We start from the raw sequence: 14,964 nt of genomic DNA on the forward strand, positions 1-14,964 counted from the left end.
AGCCGAAACTGCAGCTTCGTTCTTACACACAAAAATCAAATTCAAAGTTCTCGGTCAAATCAAAGAAGTCTGAGTAATTGATGTCGAAGATCGACTTATGCAGACGATCCACTCGAATTTGCTCTTTCACTAATTGCGTTAAAATTCCGCTATACGCTAAATCCCCTTGAATAATAGCGCCGGTAATAACGCCATCTTTATGGATGATTTTTTTGTATTGGCCCGGCGTTTCTAAAATCTCTACTTGGTAGCTGTCATCAGCGGGAATTGTCACACCAAGGGACATCGTGTTGATCCGCAAGAAATTCATTGTTGATTTGCTGGCAAAGAAATCCGTCAGCTCACGAGGTTGGCCGGCCATATTGCTAGCCGCAATAATACCTTCTTTGACAGCGGCGGGCCAAATCGGATTACGTCCCGAAACATCTCCAGCCCCATAAACATTGGCTACATTGGTTTCCCCTAAGGCATTGAACAATAAACCAAAACGATCCCGTTCAATCTCAGTCTCTTCCAAAAATTGCACATTAGAACGCACGCCGGTTGCCACAATTAATAAGTCGCAAGGAATCGTTTCTTCATTAGATAAATACAACGCTTTGACGTCACCTTTTTCATCCATAATCACTTCTTGCACGGCTGTATTATAAAGCTGGTGCACGCCACGGTCGGCAAAAGCATCCTGATATGTTTTAGATGCGCGATGGTCTAATTGAATCGGTAGTAAACGATCGCCAAATTCTACTAAGGTCAAGTTTTTACCATAATGCAGCAAGCCTTCTACCGCGTCGATTCCGACTAAACCAGCCCCCATCACCACGATATTGTCGACTTCTGGCAGCTTTTCTTTAATAAAAACAGCGTCATCTAGGTTACGCAGACCAATGACATTGCCCGCCTCTTTGATATTCGCAACTGGCGGGAAGAAAGTTGACGCTCCCGTTGCCAATAGAACTTTATCATAAGGAACCGTCTGACCATCTGATAAAGTCAACACTTGCGCGTTGGGGTCGATTTGTGTTAACGCTACGCCCTTTAACCAACGGATATTATTTCGTTCGATAAAGTCAGCATCTGTAAAATTCAGCTGCGGTACATCCCGTGAGCCTTCTAAATAGTGATGCAAGATACAACGGGAATGGATGGCTTCATCTTTTGAAATCAACGTTAGGTTGGCATCAGGTGCAATTTGTGCCAAAGTCCGCAGGCCGTTGATACCAGCAGCGGAGGCTCCTACTACGACATATTTCATTAGTTGACCTCCTCTAGTGATGGTTGAACAGGGGTCACTTCTTCTAAAGTGATCGCCTGCATTGGACATTTTTCTACACATTGTGGGCTCTTGGTTGGGTGATCCAAGCACATATCACATTTCATGATGACTTTATGCTGCATCCGGTCAGCCTTCAACACACCATAGGGGCAAGCCATGACACACATGTAACAGCTAGCACATTTGTCTTTGTCATACAAAACATAACCTGTTTCCGAGTCCTTATACATAGCGCCAGTCATACAAGTGTAGACACATTCTGGTAAATCACAGTGTCGGCAAAAAATAGGCGAGTTGACGCCTTCATCGCTGACAACAACCCGATTACGGGGATCCTCCCCACCATGGGCCACAGAACAGGCCGTCACACAGGTTAAACAGCTAATACATTTGCTGCGGTCGATATTGATTCGTTTCATCTTAGACAGACTCCTTCACTAACTTGTTGATCCGCACCGGTGTTGATTTAAATGATGGCTCTTTTGAAAAAGAGTCATAAACCGATGGCGTCAAACGGTTGACTTCGATATAGTGCATCGGCGCATACACTTCATCCTCATTAACAAACTCAGAAATCAAGGCTTCAAAATGCTCTGCAACCCCATTGCTAGAAACCACTTCGATGATTTCTTTTTGTTCAATAGCTAATTGATTAGCGGTGGTTGGATGTAGCAAGACATAGGCCCGGCGTTCAACGGCATCCTGAACCTCAGGGATTTCCCGTGTCCGTGTTTGCGTATGCCATTGCCCTACTGTTCCACGACCGGTATTCAGTAATAACGGGAACTCTTCTCCCAACGCTAGCGGATTAGGCAGCGGGGCTTCAAACATAAAGTTGGCTTTGCCACTTGGCGTATAGAAACGATTATTTTCGTATAGGCGGCGTTCATCAGCCACACCTTCCGCCTTATGCTGTGGTGTATAAGGCCACTGCACGCCTTTAGAATCAGCTAATTCTTCATAGGTAATCCCTGTAAAGTCACAAGGCATATTGGCAGAGCATTTCGCCATCAAAGCAAAGGCACTGCTAGGTGTTTCCCAGCCTTTTAACAGCTCGCCCATACCTAATGCCTCACCCATCTTATAAAAGACTTGGTAGTCAGTGAGTTCATTTTCCATTGGCGTCAAAGCTGCCCGCATAAGAGACAAACGGCGTTCCGTATTAATCAAGGTGCCTTCCTTTTTGATTCCCGGTACTACTGGTAAATAAATATCGCAATTTTCAGCGGTTTTCGTATCGTCATAAATATCCTGTACAATGAACAGCTCCAATTTTTCGGTGGCTGCCCGGAAAGTATCACTATTGATCCAAGAATGGATCGGATTAGTCGCCGCTACCCACAAAGCTTTAATCTCACCGGCATTGATTTTTTCGATGATTACGTTATAAGGCAACGTCGGTTTAGTCGGCAGCCAGCTGGAATCAATTCCTAACGCTTGTCCTACTACTTCACGGCGCGCTTCGTTATCGTATTCGCCGCCACCGTAGAGACCAGTGGTATTACTAAACAAACGCGAACCCATGGCATTACATTGTCCAGTCAAGGAATTGGCGCCGGTTCCCGGACGCCCCATATTGCCGGTCATCAAAGCTAAATTGATAATGGCTTGCGCCGTCCGAACCGCTTCGTAGCCTTGGTTGACACCCATCGTCCACCAGAAAGAAACATTTTTACCAGCATGAATCAATTCTGCTAGCTCTTTGATTTCCGCTTCCGTTAAGCCAGTTTCTGCCACACGGCTCAAAGGATAATCTTGTAAAAATTCTTGATACTCCGCAAACTTTTGCGTATGTTCCGCAATATAACTTTCGTCAATCCAGCCTTGATCCAGTAAATACTTGGCTAAAATGTACATCACTTTCAAGTCAGCTTTAGCCTTCAACTTGTAGTGGATATCCGCCTGTTTAGCTGTTTCAGAGCGACGTGGGTCGATGACAATCACTTTTTTATTTGGCAGCTTGTTCATGCGAATGCGTCCCCAGAAAACAGGATGTGCCACCACTGGATTGGCACCAATCAAAATAATCGTGTCTGATAACTCCGCATCATTCAGCGTATAAGGGGGGGCATCATAACCAAAGCTTTGTTTATGGGCCACAACACTCGTTGCCATACAAAGACGCGTATTGCCATCCACATTTCCTTTTAGATAGGTCCGCATCACATGACCAAACAAGGCCATTTCTTCCATCGTTAATTGCCCCGTACTAATACCGGCGACACTATCAGGTCCATATTTTGCAATGATCTCCTGCAAACGATTGGCTGTCTGCTGCAAGCCTTCTTGCCATTCAACGTGGCTAAAGCTGCCATCCGCTTGCTTCATCCGTGGTCGCGGATCTGGCTTGAATAACTGCTGCTGCCGATCTAGGCGCAGCCCTTTGATACAAGAAAAACCTTTATTCACCGGATAATCTGGTGTCGGGACGATCTTGACGATTTGTTCATGCTCTGTGTAAAAATCCAAATTACAGGCTAAAGCGCAATAATTACAAGTAGATTGTGTCTTCTTCATGATTTAGCTCCTTACAATAGTGATGTTTTTCACTTATTAAACTAAAAAAATAATTGCCAAAGATAGTACGAGGGCACATTTTTATTCTTCTTCATTTTACTCGATTAAAAAACAAAGATTGATTAGGGAACTCCCTATATGTCAGTTAATAAATCAAAATAACACTGTATTAAAATAACTAATTGATAATGATTATCACTCTTGCTAATTTAAAAATTAAATAACTTTGTTATTTAAGACAGCCTGTGATTATGAGAATGATTGCTAAATATTGAACATTTGATTTAGTAAAAGAAAACAGCCCAGTGAGAACTGGACTGTTGGGGAAATACAAACTATTTATTCTGTATATTTCATAAGTCGATTGATGTGAACTGCTAGGTAGACAACCTCATCTTCTGGAATAGATTCCTTATAAACTTTTTCAATATATTCCTTCACTTTGCTAGCGATCTCCATAGCTGATGGGTAGATGATCCACATCTGTTCGGCTAATTCCGTATTATCCTCTTGTAAAAGATGATGTTGGTAGAATCGTTCAACAAAAAAACGAACGTGTGTGATGAAACGTGTATAGTGAATCGAATCTGTATTGATTTCCTTTTGAATCGAATAGCGAACCATATTCACAATGCCGCCTATCATCTTAGCATACTTAAAACCATCTGCGGCTTGCGTATTATCAGCTTGAGCATTGATCAAGTGAAAAGCAATATTGCTTGCCTCTTCCTTGGGTAACGCAATCCCAAACTCTTGATTGATTTGCTTTACCGCCTTTTTGCCTATTTCAAATTCATTTGGATAGTAATTCTTGATTTCCCAATATAATCGGTTAGCAATCGCCATACCTTCCTGTGCCCGTTCCACCGCAAAATTTAAGTGATCCGTCAAAGTTAGATAAATGGACGTATTAAGCTTTTTATTTAAGCTACGTTCCGCCTCTTTGACGATTCGTTGTGTCAAATCGAAAAATTCATAAGGAATCTCGCCGACCATCTCCAAGATTTGTGTCGTTTTTTGATCTTCCACAGGCAGATACACTTGATCCACATTATCCATTGAGACAATCTCACCAGTTTTGCGTCCAAAGCCAATACCTTTTCCCAAGGCTATTTTCTCTTTCCCCTGATCATCAATCAAAATGACACTGGAATTCAGCACTTTTTTGATAGTCGGCATATTCCTTCTCCTCTACTTTTTACTCATTTAATGATGCGCCATTTGTTTTGATAATATCTTGATACCAATAGAAGGAATCCTTTTTATAGCGGTCATAGGAGCCTTTTCCTTCGTCATCTACATCCACATAGATAAAGCCGTAACGTTTGGACATTTGAGAAGTTCCTGCGCTGACTAAATCAATTGGTCCCCAACTAGTATAGCCTACTAAGTCAACCCCTTCATCGATTGCTTCCTTCATCTGTTGAAAATGTGCTTTGAAGTACTCAATACGATATGCGTCATGAACTTGACCATCTTCAAGAATATCTTTGGCACCCATCCCGTTTTCTACAATCATTAACGGTAACTGATAGCGATCATACAACTCAATCAACGAGATTTTTAAGCCTTTCGGATCAATCTGCCAACCCCATTCAGTAGATGGCAAGTACGGATTTTTCACACCTAGGACAGTATTACCAGGGGTTCTTTCAGCATCCGGGTCCCCTGATTCAGCCATAGACATATAGTAACTAAAGGTAACAAAATCGACTGTGTGTTCCTTCAAAATTTCTGTGTCGCCGGCTAACATCTCAATGTTAATATTGCGTCTGTTTAGATCCTTCAGAATCATTTTAGGGTATTCACCGAAAACTTGAACATCAGCGTAAAAATTGTTTTCTAGATTTTTCTTCAAGGTTAATTCCACATCGATAGGGGCACAAGTCAGTGGATAAGTCATTAGCTTGGTCAACATACAGCCTACTTGCGCTCCTGGTATTTTAGCATGGGCATCCCGGGTAACTAAAGCACTTGCCACAAATTGATGGTGCAAAGCTTGATAAATCGTTTGTTCTTCTAAGCCCTTTGGTGACTTCTCATCAATAATGCCGGCAGTAGTAAAGGGATGCCGGTGGATACTATCAATTTCATTGAAGGTTAGCCAGTATTTGACATATTCACCAAAATGATCGAAACAAGCATTAGCAAAACGGACAAAATCCTCTACTACTCGGCGGTCCGCCCAGCCATTATACTTCATTGCCAAGGCTAGGGGCATCTCATAGTGAGACAACGTCACGATTGGTTCGATATTTAAGCGACGCATTTCTTGAAAGACTTCGACATAAAAAGCGATCCCTTTTTCGTTTGCTTCCAGTTCTTCACCTGTCGGAAATAAACGGGACCAAGCAATAGAAAGACGTAATGTTTTAAAACCCATTTCCGCAAACAATGCCAAATCTTCTTTATAATGATGATAAAAATTGATGCCACGACGCTTAGGATACCATGTATCGGTTTGGTCGGCGATGGCTTCTTCAATTTTTTCTAAGGTAATATGAGCGTGCGCGGCGTAATCTTTGTTATCAACATGTGGTTTATACGATGCGACGTCGGCAACCGACATCCCCTTACCATCGACATTCCACGCTCCTTCTACTTGATTGGCGGCAACAGCGCCTCCCCATAAAAAGCCTTCAGGAAATTGTGTTTGTGTCATATTAAAACTCCTTCTCTTATAAACTGGCAATCGCCAATAAGTCTGATTGATTATTTACTTGTTCGTGGTTATTTAAGGTCTTCACATCATATTTATCTTGATTTGTTACCACAAAAATGACTGTGTCATCAAAGCCTTTTTCTTTAATCAAGTCACGGTCAAAAGCAACTAATGGTTGCCCTTTTTTCACAGTGTCGCCTTGCTTAACAAAAGTTTCAAAACCCTCACCATTTAACTGCACCGTATCAATACCAATATGGAACAAGATCTCGGCACCATTTTTCGTTTTTAAGCCTAATGCGTGCTGTGTTTCAAATACCATCGTGATTTCGCCATCTTCTGGTGCAACAAGGAGGTTTTCCTCAGGGATAATCCCGACACCACTACCCACCATTCCGGAAGAAAAGACATCATCCTTCACTTCCGCCAGGGGAATCACGCGGCCAGCAACGGGGCTGGTAACCACTGCATCTTCTAAATTGATCGTTGCTTCTGATGGCTCACTTTCAGTCACTTTGTCTTTATACATCACTAGTGCGAAAACAAATGATGCCACAAATGAGATTCCCATAGTAACGAATGCCCAAACTAAGTTCATAGCATTATTTTTATCAGCGAACATCGTAATGCTGGCAATTCCTGGTCCCACTAACGCAAAGCCTTTAATGGCCGTAATTCCTGCAAAAGCACCCCCAATCAAACTGGAAGCCATGACGCTATATAACACTTTTTTATTTAGGATTGTGACCCCATATAAAGCTGGCTCAGTAATCCCGAACAGTGCCGAAATTCCAGCAGAGATGGCTGTTGACCGTAATTTGCGGCTCTTCGTTTTTAAGGCTACTGCAAAACATGCGCCAGATTCAGAAATATTGTGTGCCAGTGACGCTGGTAGGTACAACAATTCTGCTCCAAGCTCACTCATGGAGGACACAGCATACGGAATCATCGCCTTATGCATTCCTGTTACCACCATCAATGGTAGTACTGCGGCTAGCAAGCCTGTTGCGACCCAACCAAAGTGGTTATATAAGCTTACGATGACTGTTGAAAAAGCTGTGCCGACATTATAGCCTAATGGGCCTAAAATCAATAACGCAATAGGAACTGTAATAAGCAAGCTCATCATCGGTACAAAGAAAATGCGAATCGGCTTTGGTGAAAATTTTGTGAATAGCTTTTCTGCCTGTGCATAGAATAAAACGGTTAAAATAGCTGGAAAAACTTGAGACGCATAGGCAATATTTTCCAAGCCAAAGCCCATGAAGTTGGCGCCCTCTGCTAACAAAGCAGTCATTTCCGGCAGAATCAATGCCCCCACAGCCGACACGGCTACTAATTGGTTGACCTTTAGCTTATTGGCTGTGGTCATTGCTACTAGGATTGGCAAGAAATAAAGAGGTGCTCCCCCAATCATATTTAGAATTTGATAGGTTTGGCTTTGATCACTTAAAATACCCATGATAGAAGCTAGCAGTAACAATGATTTTAAAACACCCCCGCCCGCAATAGCAGGTACTAAAGGTTGAAAAATCGAAATAACAAAATCTAAAATGACACTACCGATTTTTTGCTTTTTCTTCGGTCCAGCCGTTGTTGAAAAGCTGCCACCTAACAAAGAAACGACCTCATCATAAACTTCTACTACGTCATTTCCAATAATAACTTGGCATTGAACATTTTGGCGAACGCCAATCACACCCTCTGTTTGTTCTAAACCAGCTACATCAGCTTTGCTGTCATCATTTAATGTAAAGCGTAAACGCGTTGAACAGTGCTCCAAGTGGGCGATATTTTCTTTGCCACCGACTAATTCTACAATCTCTTTTGCAGTTTTTTTGTAATCCATTCTCTTTCCTCTTTTCATGATTAAGTTGGAATGATTTAGTGGCCACTAAAATCAAAAAAGGCAGGAGCTAAATAAGCAGTAAATAGACTAATCCCAAGAATTAGTTTTACAACTTATTTAGGTCCTGCCTGCATTACCAGTCACATGCCTTTTATACACAGTAATATATCATAGTCTTTTTGAAACCGCAACCAGTATTTTGAAAAATATTTTTACTGGTTGGTTATTTTCGTAACCTACTCAGATAAATACCATTGAATAATCTGCAGCACGCCCTCTTCATTATGGGAGGGTGCGCGGTGTTTAGCAATTGCGGCAACCTCTTCACTGCTTTCCGCCATGGCATAGCTATGTTCAGTCAACGCCAACATCTCCAGATCATTATTGGCATCGCCAAAGGCCAGTAGTTCATCTGAGGTCAGTTGCCATTGCGACAATAACCGTTGAAGTGCCGCCCCTTTTGTTACTCCTGGAATAATGATATCAATACTGCCGTGACCACTAGCCACCGCTTTGATACGACCAGAAAACTGTTGATTCAGCTCTGTGACTATTTGTTTTGTGGCCGCCACTGGCACATTTAAAGCCAACTTGACAAACTCATCCTGCGGGAGCGTTGCAAAAGACGCTACCTCTGCCAATGCAAAATAATACTGAGCCGCAAATTGCTTGAACTCTTCACTAGCAGAGGCTAACAAGTAAGCCTTCTCAACACCACATAAGATAAATTCCAAGTCTGCCTGTGCCACTAAACTGTTGATGATTTCTTGAACCAAGTCCCTAGCAAATGTTTGCTTCGCAACTAGCTGGCCTTGTTGAAAAATCAATGCACCATTTTCTGATACAAAAGTGATGGCTGCTCTTTGTTGAGGAAAGAAAGAACGTAACTGCGCATACTGATTGCCGCTAGCCACAATAAACCGAATGCCTCGTTGGATCATTTCTTCAAAAAGTTGAGCGAAACGCACGCGATTATATTCACTGTTTTGATCCAAAAAAGTCCCATCCATATCAACGGCGATAGCTTTGATCATGTAAATCTTCCCTTCTCTGATTCGCTTGTCCTTAAACTGCTACTTCAGTTTACCAGATAAATTAGCCTGCACCGAACATTTGCTTACCTGATACGTAGAGAGGTACTAAGCTGCCAGCTATCTGTCCAATACTTGGATTTTAGGCCATTGCGCTTGCCAATTTTTCTTCTTAACTCGCTCTTGGTAGAGCTGTCTTCTAGTAGTCGATGCTCTAAAATGTGGCGTGGCTCTGACGATGAAGTTCGTCAAGTCTACTATACCGTGGGGGGCCATCAATTCTAACTGTTGCTCATTTAAGCGAATCGCAATCGCTGTACAAGTTTCGGGAAACTTAGCAACGGCATCATAGCTGTTTTGATAGGGGGCTGTTTCAGGACTATGTCCATGCATATAGACCTCATTTTTTAGTTCCCAGTTATACTGTGGATATTTCTCCTTCAGTTTTTGCTCCAGTTGCAGAGTTTCTGCATAGCTGATGCCTTTATCAAAAAAGACAACATCCACATCATTCGTGTCATCTAGAGTCTGATTCCCAGATAAATAATTCCACACAAAATTCCGTACCGTACCAGCACAAAGCCAAGTATCAGGTAATCCTAATAATGCGATAATCGCCAAGATTTCTTTTATTTGATCGTTCTGAGACAAAATCGTTTTTAGTTCCTCTTCCGTCATTTTCCACGCATCCTTTGTATCATTTCTTTCATTATACCGCGTTCAAGACGAAAAGATGAGTCAAGTTCTATTTCAACTTGACTCATTCTTACTTTTCAGCTATTTTTTAGGTTATTTTCTGTACATCTTAAACTGGAAAGACCATTCTTTTCTCATTGATTTTATAGTATTATTACTATCTTTGAGAGAAAAATGAGAGAAAATAGACTATAAATTCTTTTACGTTTTGCCTTAAATAACAGTATCCGACTGAAAACTATCTATTGCATGGATTACGCGATCATCCGCTTTTGCATATAAGTGTCCATATGTTCCTAAAGTAATATTAATATTAGAATGCCCCATTCTTTCTTGTATTACTAAAGGTTGAATATTCTGTTCAATTAAAAAAGCAACATGTGAGTGCCGTAAGGAATGTAACTTAATAGGTTTAACTCCCATCGCAAGAGCTGCTTCTTTTAACCAACTAGCAAAAGAATATGGGGGAGTAAACGTGCCATCTAATTGAATTACATATTCGAAGTTCCCTAATAAACTTTGTAGTTTTTTCCATTCGTATAATTTCTTTGATAAGTGACTACCAATACCTATTGTGCGATAAGCATTTTTGGTCTTGGGTGTAGAAAGATACCAGTCATCTTTTTTTGAGTATACTAGTGTTTTTTCTATTGTAATTTGTTGCTTTTCCAAATCAACATATTTCCACGGAAGAGCAGACAATTCTCCAATTCTCATTCCAGTAAAAAATAATAGTTCATACACCAAGCGCCTATGCTTCATTTGTATGTTATTACCATTGAAATATTCCATTACTTTTTGAAATTCTTTAAACTCCCAAAAGTCTATTTTTTCATTTTCTTTTGGCAAACAACAAACATTATCGATAGGATTTTGATCAATCAGGCCCTCCTTTTGCGCTCTATCTAAAACAATTTTTAAATGTCCTCTAATACGGTTAATGTAACTATTTGACAAAGTAGATTGCCTTTCTCGCAATCTAGAATTCCGAGTAATAGTTTGGCTTAATTCGAACATCCAGTCTTCAATATCTACACTTGTAATGTCTCTCACTCTCATATGGTAAAAGTATCTCATCTTTTTTTCGAAAATAAACTGAGCATTTTCGAAAGTTTGTCTCTTAACTTGCTTCTCATACCACCTAACAAATCGTACTTTATAAAACTCTTCAAATGTCATTTGTTTACTTAATGAATTAAGGTGATTCCCATAAAATTCATGAAACCCTTGAGTAGCCATGTATCTATCATAAGCTAATTTAGCTTCTTTCTGGCTAGAGAAGCCTCGTTTTGTCTTTTGTATTTTTTTACCATCAGCATCAGTACCTAAATATACTTTAAAATACCACTTTTTCGTCTTATTATCACGATAAATATTTTGTATTTTCACCATAACGAATAACCTCTCATTATAATGAACATCTACCATCTATAATAAGTATAACGCTCATTTATTTATTTTCAAATGAAATAATTCTTCGATTACTCTTGATGGAACCATATTTATTTGTCGATTATTGTATAACTCAACTCCTTCAATATTTATTAAAAATTTCTTCGCTTCTTTTATCATTTGTGTAGCCTGATTAGCTTTAAACCCCAAATTTATAAGATCTGACCGATTAACCATCGTATCGAAATCTTTTTCCATAATATAACCTCCTAAAAACTCTTCATATAATTTAACATAAGAAAATTCTATTAACTTGCTCGTCAAGCACATAAGTTATAAAACTTCTCCTCAGTCATTGAGCAGCCTTGCGGAAGTATCATTATCCTCTAGTAAGTCATCGCAATTAATTTTGACAAAATTAATTTGATTTATCGTCATTTTTCCGCTCATCAAAATTATTTGAGTTTTGGCGCAGACTCAATCCAGCTCATACTAGATTAAAGTAGTTAATAGATTCTATTTAATTATCAAAGATCATAAAAGAAAATATCCTTCTGACTTACTTTTATAAGCAAACTTTCTTCACCATTAATAACAACTTTTTACATGCTAATTATTCATAACTACGAATCTCTTTCCAAAAACCGAAATTTACTGATAGATAAATAAAAAATACGTAAGCATTCATCAAAACAATCCTGATCAAAGTAACCATTGTTAATAGATACTTTTATTAAAAGTGGTTGAAAACGAAGAAAGAGTTCATAATAAGCCGTTGAATCTCCATTTTGTGCTTCTTTTATTAAGTTTTCTAGCATATTTAAACACTTCCTTAGAGAGAATATTTTTGACGAATTTTCTCTAACAATCTTCTTTTTAAACCATAGACACTTGATACCTTCATTTCAAATAAATACGCAATTTCTTCTATACTTAAGTTTAGAAAATAATAATAAACTAAGAATAATGATTCTTTTTCCTCTAAGTTTATTAGCAAGTTGAAAACAAAATCATCCTCAATGTGAAGTGGGATTCCATTAATAACAGTATTTGGTATTTCAGAATCTATAGTATAATTTTCAGAAATAATTCTATCAAAACTATCAGTTAGAAATTCTTTTTTCTTTCTGTTTATTTTTTGATTATAATAATTTACTGCAGCATTTTTTATTACTTTATTAAAATAACTGATAATTTGATTTTCAACTTTGTTGTTCCTATACTTTGTCTCTTTAACCATAGTTCTCTCTCCTTAATTTTGAAGAGATGAGAATAGTTAATCTTTACTCCTTTTATAGTCTACAGAGTACTTAGTTTTTTTCTCCCATAAAACAACATATTCTTTATGTTTAAGTACTTAAAAAGTGCATTTATTCCATGTTTTTTCTGTTAACAATATTCTTTTCTATTAAAATATTTTAATAGAAAAGTGCATACTCTCTACATCCTTTTCATAAAAGAATTTAAGCATTTACAGATCACTCCCCTTCGCGTAAAGTTTTAATGAGTAAAGTGTCTTCTTAAACTATTTTCCTCCCTTCATATTAATAACAATTTCAAACAGCGCTTTTTATTTATTTTGTATGTAAAAATGATTTTTTATAAAAAAAAAGAATCCCTCTTTTTAAAGGAGCGAATCTTCAGCAATCTAAGAGTATCATTATAAAAAAACAGGGATATTAAAATATAATTTCTAAAGTTAGTTTATTGATTAGAATTCAGCCTTTGATAATGATTGATTATTTTTTATTAACTAATAAAAATGTAATTTATATAGCTTCTCTAGACTATTATTTGATCACTGTCTACAAGGTAATAAAAAAGGAGATATGATTGATATATTAAAATCTAAAACCTTAGTTACTTAAACTTCTCTATTCATATTGTATTCTAGTACTAGTTTCTTTTAATTTACTTAAGATGACCTTTCTTAATCCCATCATTTATATAGTAATCTTCTCTGTTTTTTCTTTTACACTTCTAGCCGTAAAAATAGTATGTCTTTATATCAGAAATCTCGGTTCTTTGACTATTGGCCTTTCTTTGATTTGCATACACTAAATGACTTTATCTAAGTCTTTAATTAAATATTTCGGATTTCTTTAACAAGAACACCCTAAAATAGTATTTACAAGTATCTCGATGGAACGTTCTAAACGATAGAAACTATGCGTGCTTTTAAGATAGCTTTCGCAATATATTCAGATTGTTGAAGTGATACTTCTAAAGGTATGGATACTGCTATGGATTCGTTTATAATTGCAAAATCCCTCAATAATACTTAAACAGATCCAAATGAGTGACTTCAAAACTTTCATATGCTTTTGACACACACGCTTCTTCCTTCTTAATTGATGCGCGGAACGATTCAATACCAGCATTGTTGTGTGGGCAATCTTTCCGGCTGAAAGACTGAAGGAATGATGGAGGTTTAATTCTTTTAGTTTTGCTTCATAAGCCTCGCTAGTGTATTGAGAACCTAAATCTGAGTGGAGAATCAAGTTCTCTGAGAACATATGATTTAAACACGCATCTTCAAGTGTTCCCCTAGCCAATTTTTAGGTCATTTTCTTGCCAATTTCTACCCGATATTTTTTGTATGAATGTAAGTGATATCCGTTGCCCATTTTGGCTGATTGCCATATTGGTAAAATCTTGGTTTAACAATTTTTTCGTCCCTAAGGTCCAAAGTTTGCTTGTTTGTCTGTTTTGTATTTCTTCATGGTGATTGAGCGTAGACCTAACTCCCACATCAACTTTTGGACTCTTTTTAGAGAGCTATTTTCACCCCGACCAATACGAATCTTATAGATTTTGGGTGCACCATAGATCTCCTTATTTTCAAAGTAGATTCTTGAAATCAAGCAACTTAAGTGTTCATTCCCTGATTGACGTTTGAAGGGAGTCCTCTTCACCCAGTCATAATAACTAGATTTGGGCACCTCCAGAACTGTACACGCCTGTTTTACATCTGAGCGTTGGTAATTTGATTGAATAGATTCAAAGACAGCGCTAGTTTTTACTTTTGAGCGAATATGGTTAAGTTTTTTTAGGAAGGGAGTCCCAAAATTGCATGTATTAACGCTTATGGAATATCATCATTTATATTATGAAGTAGCTTACCTAAAGCATAATCAATCAAGCAATAGCACGGCAGTTACTGCTTGAAAAATAAAAAAACTACTTTTCAAAGATGAAAGAGTAGTTCTAAAAAATCATGGCTCTATAATATCTAGTGTTGGTGACGCCTTCTGTTGCCACTACTTTTTCTTTTTTCTAATAAACGGCTCTATATTTTTTGATGTGGGTGAATCTCACCAGCATCTTTTTTGTTGTAAAAAAGAAAAAGACACCTTAAAATCCAATTGAATCCATTTGGCGAACCAATTCAAAGGAGGATTTAAGATGTCCTATACTCAGCTTATCAAAGATACATTAGAGATTCTAGATTTAACTGTCACTTTTGAAAAAAATTGTTTAACAAAAGAAAAGTATAAAGGGGCTAGCTGCATGATTTATCGTGGAAAGCTTTCTTATGCACCTC

The 14,964-nt window shown here is 38.3% G+C and carries 13 protein-coding genes and 1 pseudogene; 1 reads left to right on the forward strand and 13 read right to left on the reverse strand.

Annotated elements, in window-relative coordinates; all coding sequences use genetic code 11:
* Nucleotides 1-22: 22 nt before the first annotated feature.
* The 13 genes from ECA01S_RS11230 to ECA01S_RS14835 form a co-directional block, all read right to left on the reverse strand.
* The gene (locus ECA01S_RS11230) at nt 23-1,252 is read right to left on the reverse strand and encodes an NAD(P)/FAD-dependent oxidoreductase (protein ID WP_067395473.1); all 1,230 of its coding nucleotides are present in this window, start codon (nt 1,250-1,252) and stop codon (nt 23-25) included.
* Nucleotides 1,252-1,692, reverse strand: coding sequence for a 4Fe-4S dicluster domain-containing protein (locus tag ECA01S_RS11235; RefSeq protein WP_067395476.1), 441 nt, complete (start codon nt 1,690-1,692; stop codon nt 1,252-1,254). Before ECA01S_RS11235 ends, ECA01S_RS11230 begins: the two co-directional genes overlap by 1 nt.
* A gap of 1 nt (nt 1,693) precedes the next feature.
* Nucleotides 1,694-3,790 (reverse strand): molybdopterin oxidoreductase family protein, encoded by a 2,097-nt coding sequence (locus ECA01S_RS11240; protein WP_067395479.1) that lies wholly within the window; start codon nt 3,788-3,790, stop codon nt 1,694-1,696.
* Between the two features lie 339 nt (nt 3,791-4,129).
* Entirely contained in the window at nt 4,130-4,969 is an 840-nt protein-coding gene (locus ECA01S_RS11245) for a PRD domain-containing protein (RefSeq protein WP_067395483.1), read from the reverse strand.
* 19 nt (nt 4,970-4,988) lie between these two features.
* Nucleotides 4,989-6,452, reverse strand: coding sequence for a glycoside hydrolase family 1 protein (locus ECA01S_RS11250; protein ID WP_067395486.1), 1,464 nt, complete (start codon nt 6,450-6,452; stop codon nt 4,989-4,991).
* A gap of 16 nt (nt 6,453-6,468) precedes the next feature.
* The gene (locus ECA01S_RS11255) at nt 6,469-8,301 is read right to left on the reverse strand and encodes a beta-glucoside-specific PTS transporter subunit IIABC (protein WP_067395489.1); all 1,833 of its coding nucleotides are present in this window, start codon (nt 8,299-8,301) and stop codon (nt 6,469-6,471) included.
* A gap of 236 nt (nt 8,302-8,537) precedes the next feature.
* On the reverse strand, nt 8,538-9,335 hold the full coding sequence (locus ECA01S_RS11260) for a Cof-type HAD-IIB family hydrolase (protein WP_067395492.1): 798 nt from the start codon (nt 9,333-9,335) through the stop codon (nt 8,538-8,540).
* 117 nt (nt 9,336-9,452) lie between these two features.
* A complete protein-coding gene (locus ECA01S_RS11265; protein WP_067395495.1) occupies nt 9,453-10,010 on the reverse strand; it encodes a nucleotidyltransferase family protein in 558 nt (185 codons plus the stop codon).
* Between the two features lie 231 nt (nt 10,011-10,241).
* Nucleotides 10,242-11,420, reverse strand: coding sequence for a site-specific integrase (locus ECA01S_RS11270; protein ID WP_010744403.1), 1,179 nt, complete (start codon nt 11,418-11,420; stop codon nt 10,242-10,244).
* Nucleotides 11,421-11,474: 54 nt separating this feature from the next.
* Nucleotides 11,475-11,678, reverse strand: a complete 204-nt coding sequence (locus tag ECA01S_RS11275; RefSeq protein ID WP_010744402.1) for a DUF3173 family protein — start codon at nt 11,676-11,678, stop codon at nt 11,475-11,477.
* Between the two features lie 365 nt (nt 11,679-12,043).
* Nucleotides 12,044-12,238, reverse strand: coding sequence for a helix-turn-helix domain-containing protein (locus ECA01S_RS11280; protein ID WP_010744401.1), 195 nt, complete (start codon nt 12,236-12,238; stop codon nt 12,044-12,046).
* A 14-nt stretch (nt 12,239-12,252) separates the two neighbouring features.
* On the reverse strand, nt 12,253-12,660 hold the full coding sequence (locus ECA01S_RS11285) for a sigma-70 RNA polymerase sigma factor region 4 domain-containing protein (RefSeq protein ID WP_010744400.1): 408 nt from the start codon (nt 12,658-12,660) through the stop codon (nt 12,253-12,255).
* A 1,438-nt stretch (nt 12,661-14,098) separates the two neighbouring features.
* On the reverse strand, nt 14,099-14,362 hold the full coding sequence (locus tag ECA01S_RS14835; protein WP_161634588.1) for an IS3 family transposase: 264 nt from the start codon (nt 14,360-14,362) through the stop codon (nt 14,099-14,101).
* Nucleotides 14,363-14,825: 463 nt separating this feature from the next.
* Here ECA01S_RS14835 and ECA01S_RS14210 point away from each other — a divergent pair.
* A pseudogene (locus ECA01S_RS14210) lies at nt 14,826-14,964 on the forward strand (ISL3 family transposase); the annotation flags it as partial.

The sequence above is a fragment of the Enterococcus canis NBRC 100695 genome, assembly GCF_001544375.1.
In the GTDB taxonomy this organism is placed as follows: Bacteria; Bacillota; Bacilli; order Lactobacillales; family Enterococcaceae; genus Enterococcus_H; species Enterococcus_H canis.

What these genes read in the sequence shown, in the direction of transcription:
- ECA01S_RS11230 (WP_067395473.1), bottom strand. Translation starts at nt 1,252, where the DNA reads ATGAAATATGTCGTAGTAGGAGCCTCCGCTGCTGGTATCAACGGCCTG.
- ECA01S_RS11235 (WP_067395476.1), bottom strand. Translation starts at nt 1,692, where the DNA reads ATGAAACGAATCAATATCGACCGCAGCAAATGTATTAGCTGTTTAACC.
- ECA01S_RS11240 (WP_067395479.1), bottom strand. Translation starts at nt 3,790, where the DNA reads ATGAAGAAGACACAATCTACTTGTAATTATTGCGCTTTAGCCTGTAAT.
- ECA01S_RS11245 (WP_067395483.1), bottom strand. Translation starts at nt 4,969, where the DNA reads ATGCCGACTATCAAAAAAGTGCTGAATTCCAGTGTCATTTTGATTGAT.
- ECA01S_RS11250 (WP_067395486.1), bottom strand. Translation starts at nt 6,452, where the DNA reads ATGACACAAACACAATTTCCTGAAGGCTTTTTATGGGGAGGCGCTGTT.
- ECA01S_RS11255 (WP_067395489.1), bottom strand. Translation starts at nt 8,301, where the DNA reads ATGGATTACAAAAAAACTGCAAAAGAGATTGTAGAATTAGTCGGTGGC.
- ECA01S_RS11260 (WP_067395492.1), bottom strand. Translation starts at nt 9,335, where the DNA reads ATGATCAAAGCTATCGCCGTTGATATGGATGGGACTTTTTTGGATCAA.
- ECA01S_RS11265 (WP_067395495.1), bottom strand. Translation starts at nt 10,010, where the DNA reads ATGACGGAAGAGGAACTAAAAACGATTTTGTCTCAGAACGATCAAATA.
- ECA01S_RS11270 (WP_010744403.1), bottom strand. Translation starts at nt 11,420, where the DNA reads ATGGTGAAAATACAAAATATTTATCGTGATAATAAGACGAAAAAGTGG.
- ECA01S_RS11275 (WP_010744402.1), bottom strand. Translation starts at nt 11,678, where the DNA reads ATGGAAAAAGATTTCGATACGATGGTTAATCGGTCAGATCTTATAAAT.
- ECA01S_RS11280 (WP_010744401.1), bottom strand. Translation starts at nt 12,238, where the DNA reads ATGCTAGAAAACTTAATAAAAGAAGCACAAAATGGAGATTCAACGGCT.
- ECA01S_RS11285 (WP_010744400.1), bottom strand. Translation starts at nt 12,660, where the DNA reads ATGGTTAAAGAGACAAAGTATAGGAACAACAAAGTTGAAAATCAAATT.